The 17,779-nt window shown below is 60.6% G+C and carries 19 protein-coding genes; 10 read left to right on the top strand and 9 right to left on the bottom strand.

Annotation, left to right across the window (positions count from 1 at the left end; all coding sequences use genetic code 11):
* The first annotated feature begins 84 nt into the window (after positions 1–84).
* Both ACFOW7_RS15225 and ACFOW7_RS15220 read left to right on the top strand, forming a co-directional pair.
* Positions 85–645 carry a hypothetical protein gene (locus ACFOW7_RS15225; protein ID WP_378165796.1) on the top strand — a complete coding sequence of 187 codons (561 nt, stop codon included), beginning with the start codon at positions 85–87 and terminating at the stop codon, positions 643–645.
* A 175-nt stretch (positions 646–820) separates the two neighbouring features.
* On the top strand, positions 821–1,372 hold the full coding sequence (locus tag ACFOW7_RS15220; protein WP_378165794.1) for a hypothetical protein: 552 nt from the start codon (positions 821–823) through the stop codon (positions 1,370–1,372).
* 5 nt (positions 1,373–1,377) lie between these two features.
* On the opposite strand, the gene ACFOW7_RS15215 is transcribed toward ACFOW7_RS15220, so the two are convergent.
* Positions 1,378–2,904 (bottom strand): sigma 54-interacting transcriptional regulator, encoded by a 1,527-nt coding sequence (locus ACFOW7_RS15215; RefSeq protein ID WP_378165792.1) that lies wholly within the window; start codon positions 2,902–2,904, stop codon positions 1,378–1,380.
* Positions 2,905–3,236: 332 nt separating this feature from the next.
* Between ACFOW7_RS15215 and ACFOW7_RS15210 the strand changes: the two genes are divergently transcribed.
* From ACFOW7_RS15210 to ACFOW7_RS15195, 4 genes are all read left to right on the top strand, one after another.
* Positions 3,237–3,914, top strand: a complete 678-nt coding sequence (locus ACFOW7_RS15210) for a hypothetical protein (RefSeq protein ID WP_378165790.1) — start codon at positions 3,237–3,239, stop codon at positions 3,912–3,914.
* A 784-nt stretch (positions 3,915–4,698) separates the two neighbouring features.
* Complete coding sequence (locus tag ACFOW7_RS15205) at positions 4,699–5,313, top strand: LemA family protein (protein WP_378165788.1); 615 nt, start codon at positions 4,699–4,701, stop codon at positions 5,311–5,313.
* Positions 5,310–6,152 carry a TPM domain-containing protein gene (locus ACFOW7_RS15200; RefSeq protein ID WP_378165786.1) on the top strand — a complete coding sequence of 281 codons (843 nt, stop codon included), beginning with the start codon at positions 5,310–5,312 and terminating at the stop codon, positions 6,150–6,152. The genes ACFOW7_RS15205 and ACFOW7_RS15200 overlap by 4 nt, the downstream gene beginning before the upstream one ends.
* Before the next feature lie 8 nt (positions 6,153–6,160).
* Positions 6,161–6,649: a TPM domain-containing protein gene (locus ACFOW7_RS15195; protein ID WP_378165784.1), complete on the top strand. Its 489-nt coding sequence runs from the start codon at positions 6,161–6,163 to the stop codon at positions 6,647–6,649.
* 237 nt (positions 6,650–6,886) lie between these two features.
* Here ACFOW7_RS15195 and ACFOW7_RS15190 read toward each other — a convergent pair whose 3' ends face one another.
* From ACFOW7_RS15190 to ACFOW7_RS15180, 3 genes are all read right to left on the bottom strand, one after another.
* Positions 6,887–7,726 (bottom strand): universal stress protein, encoded by an 840-nt coding sequence (locus ACFOW7_RS15190; RefSeq protein ID WP_378165782.1) that lies wholly within the window; start codon positions 7,724–7,726, stop codon positions 6,887–6,889.
* Between the two features lie 217 nt (positions 7,727–7,943).
* On the bottom strand, positions 7,944–8,396 hold the full coding sequence (locus tag ACFOW7_RS15185; RefSeq protein WP_378165779.1) for a GNAT family N-acetyltransferase: 453 nt from the start codon (positions 8,394–8,396) through the stop codon (positions 7,944–7,946).
* A gap of 198 nt (positions 8,397–8,594) precedes the next feature.
* Positions 8,595–9,470 carry an AraC family transcriptional regulator gene (locus ACFOW7_RS15180; protein ID WP_378165776.1) on the bottom strand — a complete coding sequence of 292 codons (876 nt, stop codon included), beginning with the start codon at positions 9,468–9,470 and terminating at the stop codon, positions 8,595–8,597.
* A 177-nt stretch (positions 9,471–9,647) separates the two neighbouring features.
* On the opposite strand from ACFOW7_RS15180, the gene ACFOW7_RS15175 reads away from it, so the two are divergent.
* Together ACFOW7_RS15175 and ACFOW7_RS15170 are read left to right on the top strand one after the other, a co-directional pair.
* Positions 9,648–10,184 carry a carboxymuconolactone decarboxylase family protein gene (locus tag ACFOW7_RS15175; RefSeq protein ID WP_378165773.1) on the top strand — a complete coding sequence of 179 codons (537 nt, stop codon included), beginning with the start codon at positions 9,648–9,650 and terminating at the stop codon, positions 10,182–10,184.
* A gap of 159 nt (positions 10,185–10,343) precedes the next feature.
* The gene (locus ACFOW7_RS15170; RefSeq protein ID WP_378165771.1) at positions 10,344–10,877 is read left to right on the top strand and encodes a peroxiredoxin family protein; all 534 of its coding nucleotides are present in this window, start codon (positions 10,344–10,346) and stop codon (positions 10,875–10,877) included.
* A gap of 370 nt (positions 10,878–11,247) precedes the next feature.
* Here ACFOW7_RS15170 and ACFOW7_RS15165 read toward each other — a convergent pair whose 3' ends face one another.
* The 5 genes from ACFOW7_RS15165 to ACFOW7_RS15145 all read right to left on the bottom strand — a co-directional run bounded on the left by ACFOW7_RS15165 (position 11,248) and on the right by ACFOW7_RS15145 (position 15,571).
* A complete protein-coding gene (locus ACFOW7_RS15165) occupies positions 11,248–11,823 on the bottom strand; it encodes a TerD family protein (protein WP_378165769.1) in 576 nt (191 codons plus the stop codon).
* A 289-nt stretch (positions 11,824–12,112) separates the two neighbouring features.
* Complete coding sequence (locus ACFOW7_RS15160; protein ID WP_378165767.1) at positions 12,113–12,913, bottom strand: substrate-binding periplasmic protein; 801 nt, start codon at positions 12,911–12,913, stop codon at positions 12,113–12,115.
* A 306-nt stretch (positions 12,914–13,219) separates the two neighbouring features.
* A complete protein-coding gene (locus tag ACFOW7_RS15155) occupies positions 13,220–14,524 on the bottom strand; it encodes a DEAD/DEAH box helicase (RefSeq protein ID WP_378165765.1) in 1,305 nt (434 codons plus the stop codon).
* A 94-nt stretch (positions 14,525–14,618) separates the two neighbouring features.
* Entirely contained in the window at positions 14,619–15,152 is a 534-nt protein-coding gene (locus ACFOW7_RS15150; protein WP_378165763.1) for a CbrC family protein, read from the bottom strand.
* 212 nt (positions 15,153–15,364) lie between these two features.
* Positions 15,365–15,571: a cyclic-phosphate processing receiver domain-containing protein gene (locus ACFOW7_RS15145; RefSeq protein ID WP_378165761.1), complete on the bottom strand. Its 207-nt coding sequence runs from the start codon at positions 15,569–15,571 to the stop codon at positions 15,365–15,367.
* Between the two features lie 221 nt (positions 15,572–15,792).
* Here ACFOW7_RS15145 and ACFOW7_RS15140 point away from each other — a divergent pair, with 221 nt between their 5' ends.
* On the top strand, positions 15,793–16,179 hold the full coding sequence (locus ACFOW7_RS15140; RefSeq protein ID WP_378165759.1) for a BlaI/MecI/CopY family transcriptional regulator: 387 nt from the start codon (positions 15,793–15,795) through the stop codon (positions 16,177–16,179).
* A 24-nt stretch (positions 16,180–16,203) separates the two neighbouring features.
* A complete protein-coding gene (locus ACFOW7_RS15135) occupies positions 16,204–17,763 on the top strand; it encodes a cytochrome c oxidase assembly factor Coa1 family protein (RefSeq protein ID WP_378165757.1) in 1,560 nt (519 codons plus the stop codon).
* The last annotated feature ends 16 nt before the right edge of the window (positions 17,764–17,779 follow it).

The following is a 17,779-nucleotide window of genomic DNA, read 5'->3' as shown; positions in this document are numbered from 1 at the left end:
TATAGAGGCTGTCCATACGGTCGGGCCGGTGTCGGTCGATCGATGCCATGGCCCACCATTCCGGATACTGACGGAGGAGCCGCCGTGACCCGCGCCTTGGAGCACAAACCCCCTATCGCCTGGCTGAAGATGAGTTTCGATACCGTCCAGCAGAGCCAGCAACTGGTCTGGCTGTTCGAGCAGGACAAGCGCAACAGCTACAAAGACAAAGGCCGCTATTCCGGCACCGTGTCGATCGAGCAGTACGCCTACTTCCAGCTCTCGCTGACCGGCTATCAGGCCGGTCTGCCGTTCCGGGATTACCAGGTGATTCAGGCCGGTATGGTCACGATTCCCTATCCCAAACCCTGTTACAGCCCGAACCCGCAACGCTACCCACCCTCGCCGTTCCGACCGGGCAGCGGGGCGATTCATCTGTTTCAGTTCGGCAGACCCGACCCGAACGGCGTCTCCCTGTGCATTCCCCGCCCCCCGCTACAGCTCCACCACGACGGTCTGTGGGAAACGTCGATGTTCCTGACGATTCTGTTTTACCCGGACATCCGCCCCGGCCAACAGCGCCTGTTCCGTTTCGACCCGGAACTCGAAGTCAGCAATGGCTCGCAGCGGCAAACCCCATTCCAAGCAGCAGCCGAACCAAAGTAGCCGGGAAAGCCGTGGCCCTCCGCTTCGGCGGAACAAAATGCCTCTTTCTCCCTGCGTCAGCGCGCCCAACTGCACAGCCTCAGCAAGAACCGCCTGTTATGGCGGCTGGATCGGGCTAAGAGATCCGCAGTGGTCACAGTCCGCTTATCTCAACTGCGATGGAGGAGGAACTCCTGTGAGCCATCACGACGCCGTAGGTCCTGACGACCGTATTGTCTGGCTGAAGATCAGTTTTGATATTTCACAGCGCAGCCAGGAATTGGCTTGGATGTTTGAAGAGAACAACCACGATATCTACCAGCGCAAAGGCGCAAACTCTGGGAGCGTTGCCGTTAATCAAAGCGCCGTGATGCGAATTCAGGTGACGGGTTACCAACAAAACAATCCGTTTCGTCTCTACAAAATCATCCAAGCCGGAATGGTTACAGTACCGCATATCAACCCCCATAAAAAGTCGCCTAAAGACCGTATCTTCCGTTATCCACCGTCACCTTTTAAGGGCCAGAAATACGCCATGCATCTGTTCGAAAATTTCAGCCCCCCTAATCCGTGCGGCGTTTCACAATGGCTCCCGTCCAAAGCCTTGCGTATCAATACAAAAGGCATGTGGGAGCTTTATATGTATCTAACTGTCCGTATTTATCCGAAAGACCATGCCCTCAGTCATCTGCGTATATTCCGCTTCGATCCAGAACTCGAAGTCAACAATGGCTCACAGGATGATTAAGGACGCTAAGTGATCAGCCCCAGATGACGCAGCCGCCGCCGCAAGGCTTCGCGCGGCACCTGGAGACTGCGGGCGCAGTCCTCGACCCGCTGGCCGCTATCGGCGAGAGCCTGGGCCAGTTCCTGCTGGCTCAGCCCTTCCGGGTCGCGGATGCGGCTGTTGCGGCCGATCAGCGCATAGAGCGTGGGGCGGGAGATGGCCAATTCCTTGGCAGCGGTCTGAATGCACCAGCCGGAGCGATCGAGCGCATCGATCACCTGCTGCTCGCTCAGCTCGCTCGGTGGCAGTCGCTGCGGACGCGATGGGCGGTTGCTTCCTGGGGCACTGGGGGTCGCAGCGATGGCTTCGGACGGCACCGGCAGCGGCTGCGCCTCACCGGTCAGCTCGGCCAGCTCGGGTATGCCGCCGCGCTCGCACTGCATCACGGCCTGCCGCACGATATGACCCAGTTGCCTTACATTGCCGGGCCAGTCGTAGCAGCAGAGTTCGGTCAGAAACGACCAGGGCAGGCTGGCGGCATGCCTGGCCTTGGGTTCGGGCAAGAGATGGGCGAGCAGCAGCCCAATATCTTCGCGGCGCTGGCGCAGCGGGGCCAGCCGGATCACCAGCGCTTCGAGCCGGCGCAGCAGCGGCTGGTTGAAATTGCCGGGACCCAGGTCACGGTCGGTGGCAGCAATCAGCCGGGCCCGCGTCACTTCGCTGCGGCTGGCACCCAGCGGGCGGTATTCGCCCGTTTCCAGCACTCGCAGCAGCATCGGCTGCACCGAGGGCGGAGTGTCGCCGATCTCGTCAAGAAACAAGGTTCCCGCCCCCGCCTCGGCAAACAGCCCCTGCCGGGCCGTCTGCGCCCCGGTATAAGCGCCCCGGGTGGCACCGAACAGCTCGGCTGCTGCCAGGGATTCCCCCAACGCCGCCATATTGACCGCCACGAGCGGCGCCCCGGCTCGCCGGCTGGTGTCGTGGATCGCCCGCGCCACCAGTTCCTTGCCACAGCCGGTTTCCCCCAGCAGCAGCACCGGCATTTCGGTTGCCGCCACCTGCTGGATCAGATCGCGTAAGGCCACCATCGCGCTGCTGACCCCGACCAGCCCGCCCAGCATATTGGGACGCGGCAAGGTGGTCAGCCAATGCAGGCATAGCAGAACCGTCCCGCCCAGTCCCACCACCACGCCCCGGTAGAGCCGCTCGCGGCTCAGGGTGATCTCCTCATCGATGGCTTGCCCGTCCACCTCGACCCGCATCCGCCCCGACCCCGGTCGCAGCGTCAGGCTGTCGTCGGGATGGCGACACAGTTGCAGTGCCGAGCGGCTGATGGTCTGCGCCGCCAGCGGCTGACCCTCGGCGGCACCGGGCGCAAAAAACAGCGGGGCGTAGCGATGCAGTGCCAATTCGCCGGCGCTATTGGGACCGATGGCCTGTTCACCGATCCGGTCGAGTTCCGGGTGCCAGAGCAGCGTCAATCCCACCGCCTTGGGGCCGCGTTGCAAAGCGGTATCGATGGGCGAAGTCAGGGTTTTGTCAGCGTCGGACATGGTGATTTCCTCCTTGACGTCAAATCGACAGCGATTGCCTGGCATTTACATGTCGAATTAACGGTGCTTTTCAGATTTCCAGCCGAAAAAGCCTAGTTAACCGGGGTTTTTGCTTTATTTTCGATTGGCACGGATGTTGATATATCCCTCCTGCGCCGATCAGGAATATGTCGATCCGATCAGCATTAAGCAGACGAATCATCTGTTTGATGCAGCGCCTTAATCCATGAGTCGAAGACTTTCTTTCGAACAGGCAGAGATTTGTCAGAAATAATTGGAATTAAGCGACATTGGACACACCCAGCCATATCACTATCCAGCAGGAGGCCATCATGAGCATTCGTTACACCATCCAGGTCCGCAATCTCAGCCCGAACAAGCAGGAATTCTTTTTCTTCCAGAAGCCGGCGCAATATCTCGGCGGCGGACCGATCTACAGCAATTCCATCTATCAGGAAAAACTGCGTCCCAATAAGGAAGGCGCCACCCTGATTTTCGAGTTCGAGCAGCAGTTCTATGCCGGGGTGGAACAACGCAGCCAGGCAGTGATCAAGCCCGGCCAAGCCTCGGGTCATACCATCGCCGTGCAGCCGATCGACCTGACCCTGGCGTCCGGGGATCCCACTAACAACGCCACCAATATGCTGCTGCCCGATCTGGGGCTGTCCGTGCCGCAGTATTCCGATGTGGTCGAGCCGGGTTCTTTCCGCGTCACCACGGCGGCGTTCGATTCGACCGTGTCCTACTACAACGTCGGGCTGGCGGTACAGCATCCGAAGACCCGTGCTTCGGTGCTGTCGAGCTTCACCGACGCCGGCCCGTCGCTCAATATCGACTGCCAGCCCATCATGGTGTTCTACGTCCAGACCGGCAGCCATGAGCCCGGCCAGGTCATCAACTACACCAAAGCCTCGGTCAACGCCGCCGTCTGCGATGCCACCAAAGGCGTCACCTTCTTCAATGTGGACTACCTCAGCGACGGCACCTGGCGGGTCGAACCCGTGATGTAAGCCGCAGCAACGCTCCAGGATGAGGTTTTGACAGAGCCGCGACACGGACCTTGGACAATCCGTCCAGGCCACGGCAAGCGGCTCCTTTTTGCGTTGTAGCGCCTCTGACGCCCAATGGCGCCCCCGCCCGTCGGCCATCTGCGGGACGCGCAGCCTAACTGTAAATGCAGCCAGGTCCAACTATCAGGAAATGGTCGACCGAGACAGCGTCGTTGAGGAACCGGTGAACGCTAGAAAGAAGAGGAAGAACCCAGCTAGATGGGCAAAGTGGCCAGGTAGCTCAGCCGTCGAATGGGACGAGGAAAACTCGCAATACTGATGCTGTGTCCTATTAGAGGCACACGATGTAGCGGATCGGGCTGTTTGAATAACTCAGGCAGTTCTATAAGAGGATCGGAAATGTTTATATGGATGCCGATGTCTGTAGGGAACTTGGGGAGATCACTATGTCTTCATTTTATTCCACGACACCGATTCTGGAGAATCCATCACTGCCGAATATAATCAAGCCATATTATCTGGCACTCGACAAAGGGAAGATTTCACAAAGAAAAACTTGCAGAAAGGACCTACAAGCATTACCGGGCCATGCCCTCTGATAATTTTTTAATGCAATCTGCCTAAAAAGATTCTTTTTTATCCCAATCTGCTAGTAATGAAATGAACCGGAACCATCCCATCGCTCCCACGCGCACAGCGTTTGCTGACGTGGACTTGACTGTTGTCAACAGGCCCCGTTCTGGGAGCCTGTCGCGTCGATCCCATCCATTGCTGGAGAACTGTCATGCGTCGTCTATGGATCATCCTGCTGGCCAGCCTGACGCTTACCCTGTCCGGCTGCGGTTACAACACCATGCAAAGCCAGGACGAACAGATCAACGCCAGTTGGAGCGAAGTGCTGAACCAGTACCAGCGTCGCGCCGATCTGGTGCCCAATCTGGTCTCCACCGTCAAAGGCTATGCGGCCCACGAACGCGAAGTGCTGGAGCAGGTGACGACTGCCCGCGCCCAGGTCGGCAATCTGCGCCTGACGCCGGAACTGCTCAACGACCCCCAAGCGTTCGAGCGCTTCCAGACAGCGCAGAGCCAGTTGTCGAGCGCACTGTCGCGCTTGCTGGTGGTCAGCGAGAACTACCCGCAGCTCAAGGCCGATACCGGTTTCCGTGATCTCCAGGCCCAGCTCGAAGGCACCGAGAACCGGATTGCCGTGGCGCGCAACCGCTATATCCAGTCGGTCCAGGCCTACAACACCACGGTCCGCAGCTTTCCCACCAATCTGACGGCCAAGATGTTCGGCTTCAGCACCAAACCCAATTTCACTGTCGATGAAAAAGCCGTCAGCACGCCGCCCAAGGTCGATTTCGGCAGCGCGCCAAAGCCGCCGGGAGTGGCGCAATGAACGAGCGGCTGGCCTTCTGGCCATGGTTGGCGGCCTTGCTGCTCAGCCTGACCGTGCTGTGTCAGGCGGCCGTCCCGGTGCCACCGCTTACCGCCCGTATCACCGATCAGACCGCCACCTTAAGCGCAGCACAACGCGAGACGCTCGACAGCAAGCTCGCAGCCTTCGAAGCGCGCAAGGGCAGCCAGATCGCCGTGCTGCTGGTCCCGAGCACCGGGGAGGAATCGATCGAGCAATACGGCATCCGGGTGGCCGAGCAATGGAAACTCGGCCGCGACCAAATCGATGACGGCGCCTTGCTGCTGATCGCCAAAAACGACCGCGCCTTACGGATCGAAGTCGGCTATGGGCTCGAAGGTGCCCTGACCGATGCCACCAGCAAGCGGATCATCAGCGACCTCATCACCCCCCACTTCCAACGCGGCGACTTCTACGGTGGGATCGAGGCGGGCATCGACGCGATGATCAAGGTCATCGACGGCGAAGCACTGCCTCCATCAAAGCGGCAGGCGTCTGGTCGAGAACGCGAAAGCGGCGGATTGGACCGGCTGCTGCCGCTGTTGATGATCGCTGTGGTGGCCGGGGCGGTACTGCGCTCGCTATTGGGCCGTCTGCCGGCGGCACTGCTGAGTGCAGGCGGAGCCGGGGCGCTAGTCTGGTTTGGCGCGGGGGCGCCATTTTTGGCCGTCGGGGCGGGATTGGTAGTGTTTTTTCTGACGCTGCTCGGGCTCGGTAGCGCTATCGGCTTTATGGGCTGGCACAGCGGCGGCGGTGGTGGAGGCGGTTTTCACGGTGGTGGCGGCGATTTCGGCGGCGGTGGTGCCTCGGGAAGATGGTGACAATGGCCATGACGCGCGTATTCAAACATCTCTGTACCGGCTGGGTGCAACGACGCCGGACCTTCCCGCCAAAGGTGCTCGCCGCCATCGAGGAGAGCGTGGCCCGCAGCGAACGCAGCCATGGCGGCCAGATCTGCGTGGCGATCGAGGATTGCCTGTCGCCTTGGCAACTGATACGCGGCTTGTCGGCCCGACAGCGGGCGGTCGAGGTGTTTTCCCAACTGCGGGTATGGGATACGGCCGGCAACAACGGGGTCCTGCTCTATCTGCTGCTGGCCGATCATGCCGTCGAAATCGTGGCCGACCGGGCAGTCGTGGCCGAGGTCGGCACCACGGCGCTCGATGCCGTCTGCCATGAGCTGGAGGCGGCATTCCGTCGTGGAGACTACCGGAACGGCATCCTCCACAGCATCGAACAGATCGGCCGATTACTGGGCGACCATTTCCCGCCGCAGCCGGGTGCCAATGAAGTGGCGGATAAACCGGTGTTGCTTTGAATAGTGGGGAGAAGAAAAGGAAAATTTCAGGAAGACTATCTGCAATATCCATGGCCGCAAATAGATAAAAAGTATCTATTTACGCCTCCGTCCGCAATACTTTCCAAAATTTCCCACACTCGGCTGCCCTGGGCCGGATGCCCAAGGCATCCAGCTCCAGCGGCTTATTGCCATTCGTCTTCAGCGCGGCGAGACATTGGTCGCAAAGCGGTGTCAGGCACCATGGTTGACTACCACTTAATGCGATACCAGCAAGGGCAGCGTCATATGGCGCAGCACAGTACGGCTGGCGCCGCCGAGAATCTGCTCGCGCATGCGCGAATGACCGTATAGCCCCATCACGATCAGGTCGTCCTCGGCGATATTGGCCACATCCAGAAGCACTTCCCCAGCATCGCGACCAGAGGATTTCTGCGTTCTGACCTCTACCTTGGCGCCATGGCGGGCGAGATACAGCGCAATATCGGCGCCCGGTTGCTGGCCGTGGTCATCGCCGCTGTTTTCCGGGTCGGCCGTCAGCACCGTGGTCCGCTCGGCGCCCTGCAACAGTGGCAGCGCATCGGTAATCGCCCGGGTGGCTTCGTTGCTGGTATTCCAGCCCACCAGTATCCGACGGCCGATACGCGAAAATTCGCCCCGGTAGGGCACGATCAAGGCCGGCCGGCAACTGGCACACACCACGTCTTCAGGAAAACTGGCGGGCAGGCCGTCGATCTGGATATCCGGGTTGGCCTGCCCCAGCACTACCAGATCGTGATAACGGGCGTGCTGACAGGTGGTATGGATGGGCATCCCGACATGCTCACGCCATTCAAGCCGCTGAGGATCGAAACCGGCCGTCTCACGCTCGAAGGTCTCGCGAGCCGCCTTGGCCGCGCGACGCCGCTCCGCCAGCAGCACCTCGTACAAGCTCGCCTGGCTCACATCAGCCACCGGATCGGAAAACGTCGGCGCCAACGCCACGAATAGCCCGGTAATACGAGCATCAAACCGCTCTGCCAGCTCCACCGCCAAGCGCAGCCGGACGGCGGAACGTGGATCGCTATCGACATGAACAAGCAAACTCTTGTAGTGCATGGTCGCCTCCTCAGCTCTTGGAAATAGAAAAGGTTTATACGCGCAGACAGCCAGCGCTTATTGACCTCGATCAAGTCCGGCCCGGCTTTTCAAGACTGCACAGAAAAACGGTAAATGCTTGCGCTAGCACAAGGTGCTGGCACAAAGCGGCGGAGTACGGTCGGATATTGCCTTTATCCCTTCAGGAGTCCGGCCATGTCTCCGACCCTGCCCAAACCTAGCGTGCCCGCTCCATGGCCGCTTCAGCCTTATGTTTCACCATCGTGTATTTCACTACCCCAGGCGAAAAACCCTCCAGGGTCAGCACCACTTCATAGCCCAGCGAACGGTAGAGCGAGGGGACTTGGAAGCTGAAGGTTTCCAGATAAAAGGTGGTACAGCCACGCGCCTCAGCCCTTTGCTCGAACGCCTGCACCAGCCGCGCACCGATGCCCTGGCGCCGCAGGGCCGGATCGACCCATAACTGCAACAGCTCGCAGCAACGCCCCCAGGTCCGCCCGACCGCCCCGCCCAATACCGTGCCATCCGAGCTGCGGGCAAAGCTCGACAAGGACTGGACCTCATGGAGCGGCGCCGCCTTGTCGTTCGACACTCCCAGCCCTTCATCCACGATCTTGCCGGCCTCGGCAGGCACTTCGTCGTGGACCGACCAGACGATTTCCGAATTCATCCTTACCTCCTCTTATTGGTTTCTGCTTCGATAGGGCATCCGACTCCCGTTCCACCCAGAGTCCATCAGCCGCCAAGCCGCATCACACGCTATTGAGTGTCCCCCCTGGATCTAGCTCTCCAGGCCATATTGAATGACAGAACTCGACTTGCCCCACGTTATGGACTTTGGCAGTCAGGACACCATTTGCAACGAAATTCATCGGCACTGTTCGCCTTCTACACTGCGCAGCCAATCGCGTGGCGACAGGCCGGTCCGGGCAGCAAAGACCCGGGATAGGGCGGAAGGGGTGGCATAGCCCAATTCGTCCGCCAACAGCTTGACCGGTCGACCTTCGCGCAAACCGTTCTGCGCCAAGGCAACTCGCCAGTCCGCCAGATAGGCTGCCGGCCCCTGCCCTACCTGCGCTTTGAAGGCGATGGCGAAGGCGGTACGCGACATGCCGGCGCAGCGCGCCATCCGGTCGAGCGTCCACGATTCGCCAGGCGATTCGTGGATGGCAGTGAGCGCCCGCGCCAGTTTCGGGTCGGACAGACCGGCAATCAGACCAGGCTTCAACCCAGCCGTCTCGCCATGATCGAGCAGCCAGCGCAGCAGTTGGATCAGCACCACCTCAAACAGCCGGTCTGCCAGCAGACGCTGGCCACAGCGAACCCGGTCGGTCTCGGCAAACAGCAGCATCAGTGCCGGTTCCAGTCCTTCGACGGCATCGAGCGGCAGGGCCAGCAGTGGCGGCAGGGCGCTGGCGAGCGGATTGGCCGCCCCGCCTTCGAACTCGACCGCTGCACAGGTGAAATCCGGCCCTTCGCGCGGTGGATTATGGAAGTAATGACTCAGTGGCAAGGGGTAGAACAGCAAGCTGGGCTGATCGATATGCAGCCGCTCGGGCACGCCGGGGTGTGGCGGGTGACTGACCGTCAGCTCACCACGGCGCAGAACATGGAGATAACCGTGACCGGTCGCCGCATCGAAATGCTGGACGCCACACAGCATCCCGTTATGAAACAGCCTGGCCCGCACACGCAGGCGTTCGAGCAGGCCCGATAGACGGTCAAGTGCAGGAACAAGGGTCATCTGAACGATTAGGTATCAATTCTGTACTGAATGAACCCAATCGTACCGAAGCACGCGGCACACTGCCAAGCATTCGGATCAGCGGTCGATCAGGCCACATCGCTTCGAGAGGCGGTCGCAGATCGCGCCCTGATGTCCGTCTTCTTCCCGTTCGACCTTCACAGAAAGGAATGCCCCATGTCCCGCGTCAACACCAACCCCAGCATCGTTCCAGCCGCCAGCCAAGTGATTCTGGAACAGATTCAGCGTACCCTCGGCACACTTCCCAATATGTTCAAGGCCGTCGCCAACTCGCCCGCCGCCCTGCAAAGCATGTGGGGCGCATTCGGTGCCCTCGGTGGCGGCACGCTGGGCGCCCGCCTGGGCGAGCAGATCGCCGTGGCCATCGCCAACCGTAACCGCTGTGATTACTGTCTGGCTGCCCACACCGTTCTCGGCCAGAAAGCCGGCGCCAGTGCCGAGGACATGGCAGCCGCCCAGACCGGCCGCTCCACCGACCCGAAAACCGCCGCAGCGCTGACCTTTGCCCTCAAGGTCGTCAGCGATCGTGCCCAGATCAGCGAAGCCGATATTGCCGCCCTGCGGGCCGTCGGTTTCGGCGATGAGCAGATCGTCGAAATCATGGCCCATGTGGCGCTCAACCTCTTCACCAACTACGTCAATGTTGCATTCGACGTCCCGGTGGATTTCCCGCGCGTCGCCCTGACGGCCTGATGCCGATTCGCTTTCCCTACGGCGTCCAGACCCGTTTCCAAGGGAACAGCAGCCATGACCCGTCATACGGTTTACGGGTCTGACGCCGTCTCCAAAGCCAATAGGGATTGGCCCACCTTATCGCGGCGGCGACCCCGCCGCCTTTTGCAGGAGCAGATCATGTCTTTAGCCCCTGAACTTGCTGTAAGCGAATGGCTCAACACCGACGCGCCGTTGCGGCTGGCCGAGCTGCGTGGCCGGGTGGTGGTGATCCATGCTTTCCAGATGCTCTGCCCCGGTTGCGTCGCCTATGGTATTCCGCAGGCCGAACGGATCGCCCAGACCTTTGCCGGCCAGGAGGTGGTGGTGCTGGGCCTTCATACCGTATTCGAGCACCACGCCGCGATGAATCCGGCTACGCTGCGTGCCTTCGTGCACGAGTACCGTCTGACCATCCCCATCGGTATCGACCAACCGTCACCCGACCGCACCACCCCGCTCACCATGGCGGCCCTGCGGCTGCGCGGTACGCCCAGCCTGGTGCTGATCGACCGTCAGGGGCATATCCGGCAGCAATTCTTCGGTCGGGTGGAGGATATGCACCTCGGGGCTTCGATTGCCCTGTTGCTGGCAGAAGCGGGCCTGCCAGACGCAGTGGAGACGAATGGTCCGGCCGCCGGGACTTGTGATGCAGAGGCTTGTGCTTTGGCTTAGCAGGATTGCTTGGACAGGATGATCCAACAGCCGGCAGCGATGGCCTCGTTGCTGGCTCGTCCTTGATGACTGGTTGGTGGGAGGGGAGATTTTCAGCAGGAAATCTGTAAGATCAGTCACTTCCTAATTTTTGTTATTTTTTAATAAACCGAGAACTGTTCTTGCGAATAAATTTCCTAATTCTTTACTTTTATTCCATCCGCGAGATAACGGCAGATATTGCGGCTTGGATCAGGCCACAAACCGTCGTTCCGGTCGCCGCAGTCACAATCGCTCAGGCGAGCGGAGACGATGGTGCGTCACACCGCGTTGCAGCTGACGCACCGTATGATTGGGCGGGCTTGGCCGTTCTCTCCGGAGAGAGAGGCAATCAGACGTTACCGCCGTAAGCCCGCACAAAGTCGATCAGCCCGCGCCGGTAGCCGGCGCCGACTGCGACGAAACTCCACTCCCCGACATCGTTTTTTCTGACCGAACCGAATTGCAGTGCGGTTTCCGTGCTGAATTCCTGTTCGAGCTTGTACTGGCCGATCACCGCCCCCTGCTCAAGGTCATAGAGGCGGATGGCGCTATTACGCACCTGCCCGAAATTCTGCCGCCGGTCGGCGGCATCATGGATCGTCACCACAAAGGACAATTCATCGGCCTGCGGCGGCAGCGCGGCCAGGTCGATGGTGATGCTTTCATCGTCCCCTTCGGCCTGTCCCGTGCGGTTGTCGCCGGAATGGCTGACCGAGCCGTCCGGGGTTTGCAGATTGTTGTAGAACACGAAATGTTCATCGCTGAGCAGCTTGCCCTGCCCCAGCACGAATACCGACGCATCGATATCGAAATCAGGCCCGCTGCCATAGGCATTGGCATCCCAGCTTAGGCCCACCTTGATCTTGGTCAGGCCAGGATGGTTCTTGGCCAGATTGATGCGACCGCCTTTTTCCAAATGGATCATAAGTTTTCCTTTTCCGAAGGACGGAAGATTCATCGATTCAGCAAATCAACCGCTGCCGCGCCGAACAGCCAGACAACGATTGGCCGAGCAGACCGGTCCGCCCGCTCCGGCCGAACTGTAAGGCTGTCGGGCGTGATGCTCAATCGCTTGCTGGGTTTGGCTGCCCTGCGCCATGGCAGAGACAAGGGAAAAGTGGAGAAGCCAAGGCAAGCAGGCAAATGTCTTTAGCTCTAAGAGACTTCGTTGCTTGCTTCGGATCGGACAGACAAGCGCTGTAAACGGTGGACAGTCACTTACCCCCCGCACACAAGCCCACTCTGAACCACAGCTCCTTGCGCGCCAGCGGGGTTTCTGGTGGCAGGATCGGGTTGACCAGCTCGATAAGCGTGCGACGTTCCAGTTTTGCCTGAGTGATCAATTGGCCATAGTGCTGACAGAACAGCCTATCAAAACTGCCGTCGGCAATCGCCTGCTCCAGGCCGGTGCGTAAGGTCTCAGCCAGTGCCGTATCGCGCTTGTTGACGAAGAAATAGAAGGTCGTGGGGTAGCGGATCAGCAGATTCTGGTCAATCACCACCCCATCTTTACGATACTGCTCTGCTTCTGCCCAAATCTCGACAATCGAACGGGGAAAATAATCGAAGCGGTTCGAGATCAGCATCTGGAACAGGCTGTCGTATAACGGTACGCCGACCACCTCGATGCCATTGCCGCGCAGAATTTCGGTATCCGGCCAATCATGGCCTTGGCCCACCACAAAACGCCGCAGGTCTTGCAGAGTACGTACCGAGCCGAGCAATTCGGACCGGTCCTGCCGTACCAGTGGAATACGCCAGCCAATCATTCCTTTGAACATCGGAATACGGATCGGCAATAACGCCGCCTCGCGCTCGATCGAGGTCATGCCCCAGCCGACCCGGATCAGTTTGCCGCGTTCCAATTCGACCAGCGCCCGGCCTTGCAGCATGGGCACCGACGACATCCGCAATACATAGTGGGTAGCGCCGGCCTTGTCCAAAGCCAGTTGCAATAACTTGAGGGGATAGATATCGCGCACGTCGCCGGCGGTGCCCGATTGCGGGTAAGTCACCGTCTCGACCGGGATTGACCAACAGGTGCCGCAGAGGCAGAGCAGAACAAGCCAGCGAGGCAGGATCGTGGGGCAGGACCGGCTGATATAGCGCCGTACAGATAAAAGCACGCTCCCCATCACGCCATTCCCCGGTTTGTTGCCGTCCCTGAATCGCCTTATCGAGCAGCAACGCGCTTGAGCGACACGCCAGCAGCAAGGCCCTGATCCATTGTAGACCGGACTATCTGGCACTCCGGGGCAATTGCAGAGCTTGGCTGCCCAACAAGACAGTGCCGGCCTGGGCCGGCACTTGGGGTCGTCCGATCAGGAAGAGCGCGGCGTCCGGCCAGGCTTCTTGATGGCCGGCTTTCGACGCTGCTGGACAGGTGTCGGCGCCTTGGGCGGTTTGCCGATGGGTTTGGCGAGCTTGGCTTGCTTGGGCTTCTTCGGCTTTTTCAGGATTTGCCCACTCGGCCCCGTCATCGGTACCCGGTGTTCGGGCTCGAAATCAGGTTCCTCGAAGCGCTCCAGCGTCTGCCGCGTCAACGTTTCAATCGCCGCCAGCAGTTGTACTTCATCGGCACAGACCAGCGAAATCGCTTCACCGGCTGCCCCTGCCCGGCCGGTGCGGCCGATGCGATGGACGTAGTCTTCGGCAACGATAGGCAGATCGAAATTCACCACCAGCGGCAGGTCGTCGATATCGAGGCCACGCGCTGCGACATCGGTTGCCACCAGTATCTGTACCTCACCGGCCTTGAAACGCTCAAGCGCGCGCAAACGGGCCGGCTGTGCCTTGTCGCCATGGATGGAATCGGCCGTGACGCCTTTGGCGAGCAAGGTCTCGACCAGCTGATCGACGCCTTTACGGGTTTTGACGAATACCAGCACCTGTCCCCAGCGCCGATCCTTCAATAGCCGGCAGAACAGGGCGACCTTGCGTTTCTTATCGACCGGAATCACCGACTGCGTCACCCGCTTGGCCGTGGTATTGCGCGGGCTGATATCGATGGAGACCGGATTGACCAGTAACTCCCCGGCCATGGCGCGGATAGCATCGGAGAAGGTGGCCGAGAACAGCAAGGTCTGCCGCCGTCTCGGGACCGCCGCAAAGACGGCGTTCAGTTCGCGCGAGAAACCCAGATCCAGCATCCGGTCGGCTTCATCGAGCACCAGCGTCTGCACCTGGTTGAATTTGACGGCGTTCTGGCCGTACAGATCGATCAGGCGTCCCGGCGTCGCAATCAGCACATCGACGCCTTTACGCAATTTCATCATCTGCGGATTGATGCTGACCCCGCCATACGCCACCAGATAGCGTAAGGGCAGATGCTGGCCGTAAGTACGGAAGCTCTCATAGACCTGCTCTGCCAGCTCCCGGGTGGGCACCAGCACCAGGGCGCGAACGGCGTTGCTGGCCACTGGCCTGGTATCGATCGCCAGCCGGTGCAGCAGTGGCAGGGCAAAACCAGCGGTCTTTCCAGTACCGGTCTGGGCCGAGGCCATCAGGTCGCGGCCGGCCAGAATGGCCGGGATGGCCTGCGACTGCACCGGGGTGGGTTTCTTGTAGCCGAGCTGCTCGGTCACTTGCAATAAAGGTTCGATCAAACCCAGGGAAACAAACGTCATTGGATGACCACGGTCCTCAGAATCAGTCATAGAGATGGTCAACGTGACGACGTTGACCAGTGAAACGGCAAGCTCAGGCGTCTTCAGAAGCGGCTTATGAGCAGTCCCAGGCAAACAGGATTTGTTGGCAGTGCCGACAGACGAATTTGTAGATGGCCGGATTGCCACCGGGCTGATAGCCCTCCTCGATCCGCTGCCATACTTCCTCATCCAGCCGGTAATCGGCCATCCAGGCGGCCTTGGTTGCGTCCGAGGCATTGCGGATATCCGCCAGCGAAGCATCGCCATGAAATTCACAGGCGTCGTGACAATGCGTCAGCCATGCTTCCTGTTGCCAGGAGAGATAACCCGGCGTGCGGCGTGAAACCTCCGTGACCACCTCGGCCGGCATACCGGCAGTCAAGAGCGGATAGTCATCGATAAATGAGGCATCGAACCTGGCGGCGGCACTGCCGTCGGCAATGCACCAGGGGCAGATGTGATCCAAGTCCTCCAGCGCATAGATCGAGCCCGTATACAGATAGCCGCGTGCTTGGCCACAGCATTGGCATATGCTGTCGCTCGGCTCGACCGCGCCGGTTGCGATGGGGTCGGGATGATAGCGAAACAGTGGGAGATCGTGGCTCATGACTGGGGACTTAGGCTCGTAGTTCAGGTTCGTCGTTGACCAACCCAGGCGTCATCCTGTTTTCTGCTGACCTGAAATCCGTCATAGACCAAATGCCGGATGGGCACGCAGAGAGTTTCCCTTGCTGGCGGCAGCGTCGGCCGTCTACTCGTGGCTCTGCCCAGGAAGGCATCGACGAGGTGGCGCAGCAGACGGGTCAAACCGGCCAGAAATCAAATAAAACGCCCAATACCTTCCATATTTTTAGCTAGCATTCTACAAATCTTATCAATACCAGCCAATATCTTGTCGCGCGCGGAGGAATTGGCCGAATGCACGCTGATCTTGGCGGGGCGAAATCCATGCAGGGCGACCGCCTCTTCTATCCCGGGCACGACGTCGTAACCGGTGCTGTGTTCATCATCGAGGTAGAGACGCATCTTGATACGTTCCTGGTGGGTAATCCGGCACAAAGAGGGGAAGCGCTGCCTTGAGCCTACGCCGCTGTGTACCTACCCCCTCCTCGCCCCGTCGTCAAGCTGCTGCGGCGTGGTGGAAAGGAAGTGGCAGGCAAAAGCCCTTGCCCGCCCTTGTCAAACTTGGCTCGGTTGACATCTACTAAACCCATAGTACTATTCGATTAGTACATGGAGAGCCGATGATGAACGAACCCCAAGCTACCGAAGGCGAACTCGCCATCCTGCGCGTATTGTGGGAGCGCAAGCAGCCCTGCACCGTCCGCGATGTCCACGAAGCGCTGTCGCGTCATAAGGACACGGCCTACACCACCGTGCTCAAGATGATGACGATCATGACGGAAAAAGGGCTGCTGGCTCGCGACGAGTCCGAGCGCTCCCACCGCTATCTGCCCACCCATGACGAGCCACAGGTGCAGTCGGCCATGCTGAAGGATTTCATGCGCCGTGCCTTTGCCGGCTCCGCCGTCCAGCTGGTGCAACGGGCGCTCGATTCGGAAGCGGCCAGCGCCGAGGATCTGGACGCAATCGAAGAGATGATCCGACAAGCCAGAGCACGGCGCGGCGACTGACACAGAATCCGAAGGAGGAGTGAGATGCTCGTGCTTCATCAATGGAACGCTGCGCTGAGCGGGGCGATTTTGCAGTCTCTGTTCCAGGTCAGCGCGCTCGGCATCCTGGCCGCCTGTGTGCTGGCCGGTATCGATCGGCGGCGCGCCAGCCTGCGCCATGCGGTAGGGATGGTTTTCCTGCTGGCAATGGCCGCCGCGCCGATTCTGAGTTTTTTCCAGGCCGGCCCCGTCGTGGTGATCGAAACCGACGCCGCGCTGCGTCCCATCGTCCCGCCCATCAGCAAAGTGGACATCTTGCCGGTCGTGCTGCATGCCGCCGTCCCGGCGCCTGACTGGCTGCCCTATCTATGGCTTCTGGGCGTGACGGTCATGCTCGCGCGTCTGACACTGGGCCTGCGCGAAGTCGGCCGTCTGAGCCGCACAGCCACGGATACCCTGCCGGCCCCCTGGCAACGTCGGGTCGATGGCCTGGCCCAGGCGATGGGCATCCGCCGTGCAGTCCGGGTCTTGCTGTCACCTGATGCCGGAATGCCCTGTACGGCCAATGCCTGGCGTCCGCTGGTCTGGCTGCCGGCCCGCATGCTGACCGGTCTCAGCCAGGATCAGCTCGAAGCGGTGATCGCCCACGAACTGGCGCATATCCGTCGTCTCGACTGGCTGTGGAATGGCCTGCAATGCGCGATCGAGGCGATCCTGTTCTATCACCCGGCGGTATGGTGGCTCAGCCGGCAAATCCGAAAAGACCGCGAACACGCCTGCGACGATCTGGCCGTGGCCGCCTGTGCCGATCCGATTGCCCTGGCCGAAGCCCTGCTGTCGCTCGAGCGGGGTCGGCGGCCGATGCTGGCGCCGGCCGCAACCGGCGGCTCGCTGCGGCAGCGCATAGAGCGGCTGCTCCAGGCAGAATCGCCCCCGGTCCGCTGGCCCGTGCTGCCGCTGGGATTGATCGGCCTCACCCTGCTGCTGGTCGCCCAAGCCAGCGTCGCCGACACGGGCTCGGCGCCCGCCAAGCGCCCTCCGGCGCGGGTAGAACTGGTCAACCCGGCAGCACGGGTCGATATCGAAGGCGGCAATATCCATATCGTTGCCACCGAAGGCGGCAAAGCACGCGAATACCGGCGTTTGACGCCCTGGTACGGCCCCGCGACCGAGTCCTACAGCGTGCAAGGCAGGCCCGCCACCATCGACCTTGCCGCGCGCCAGTGGATCGACGCCCGCATCGTGGCCGCCGTACCGCCCCCGCCGGCTCCGCCCGAGCCACCAGCACCGCCGGTCCCTCCAGCGATGGTCGATAGCCCGCTCTACCAGGAAATCAAACAGCTGGCGCTCAACAACCCGATCCTGCTGGCAAAGCTCGGTGCACCTGTCAGTGCGGGCGACGACCTGCGTGGTTCGATCCGCACCCATGACTGGCTTGGCCGGAAGGTGGACTCCGTCGATCTCCATTTCTCCATCCGTGGCGCCAAAGGCGCCTCGACCTTGCGGGCAGTCGGTGAGCGCGTCGAAGGCACCTGGCGGTTTACGCGGCTGCAACTCGAATCGGAGACAAACCATGAAGTAAGCAATCTGCTCACCCAGCGCTGAGCAGAGCGGCGCCTGG

It is taken from the genome of Chitinimonas lacunae (assembly GCF_042650885.1).
GTDB lineage: Bacteria > Pseudomonadota > Gammaproteobacteria > Burkholderiales > Chitinimonadaceae > Chitinimonas_A > Chitinimonas_A lacunae.
This window is presented reverse-complemented; position numbering and strand designations above follow the sequence as displayed.

Bases quoted from the DNA above. Each gene is read 5' to 3' on its own strand.
- ACFOW7_RS15205 (WP_378165788.1), top strand. From the start codon at position 4,699: ATGCGTCGTCTATGGATCATCCTGCTGGCCAGCCTGACGCTTACCCTG.
- ACFOW7_RS15190 (WP_378165782.1), bottom strand. From the start codon at position 7,726: ATGCACTACAAGAGTTTGCTTGTTCATGTCGATAGCGATCCACGTTCC.
- ACFOW7_RS15145 (WP_378165761.1), bottom strand. From the start codon at position 15,571: ATGCGTCTCTACCTCGATGATGAACACAGCACCGGTTACGACGTCGTG.
- ACFOW7_RS15150 (WP_378165763.1), bottom strand. From the start codon at position 15,152: ATGAGCCACGATCTCCCACTGTTTCGCTATCATCCCGACCCCATCGCA.
- ACFOW7_RS15185 (WP_378165779.1), bottom strand. From the start codon at position 8,396: ATGAATTCGGAAATCGTCTGGTCGGTCCACGACGAAGTGCCTGCCGAG.
- ACFOW7_RS15215 (WP_378165792.1), bottom strand. From the start codon at position 2,904: ATGTCCGACGCTGACAAAACCCTGACTTCGCCCATCGATACCGCTTTG.
- ACFOW7_RS15135 (WP_378165757.1), top strand. From the start codon at position 16,204: ATGCTCGTGCTTCATCAATGGAACGCTGCGCTGAGCGGGGCGATTTTG.
- ACFOW7_RS15210 (WP_378165790.1), top strand. From the start codon at position 3,237: ATGAGCATTCGTTACACCATCCAGGTCCGCAATCTCAGCCCGAACAAG.
- ACFOW7_RS15200 (WP_378165786.1), top strand. From the start codon at position 5,310: ATGAACGAGCGGCTGGCCTTCTGGCCATGGTTGGCGGCCTTGCTGCTC.
- ACFOW7_RS15170 (WP_378165771.1), top strand. From the start codon at position 10,344: ATGTCTTTAGCCCCTGAACTTGCTGTAAGCGAATGGCTCAACACCGAC.
- ACFOW7_RS15195 (WP_378165784.1), top strand. From the start codon at position 6,161: ATGACGCGCGTATTCAAACATCTCTGTACCGGCTGGGTGCAACGACGC.
- ACFOW7_RS15175 (WP_378165773.1), top strand. From the start codon at position 9,648: ATGTCCCGCGTCAACACCAACCCCAGCATCGTTCCAGCCGCCAGCCAA.
- ACFOW7_RS15140 (WP_378165759.1), top strand. From the start codon at position 15,793: ATGAACGAACCCCAAGCTACCGAAGGCGAACTCGCCATCCTGCGCGTA.
- ACFOW7_RS15155 (WP_378165765.1), bottom strand. From the start codon at position 14,524: ATGACGTTTGTTTCCCTGGGTTTGATCGAACCTTTATTGCAAGTGACC.
- ACFOW7_RS15165 (WP_378165769.1), bottom strand. From the start codon at position 11,823: ATGATCCATTTGGAAAAAGGCGGTCGCATCAATCTGGCCAAGAACCAT.
- ACFOW7_RS15180 (WP_378165776.1), bottom strand. From the start codon at position 9,470: ATGACCCTTGTTCCTGCACTTGACCGTCTATCGGGCCTGCTCGAACGC.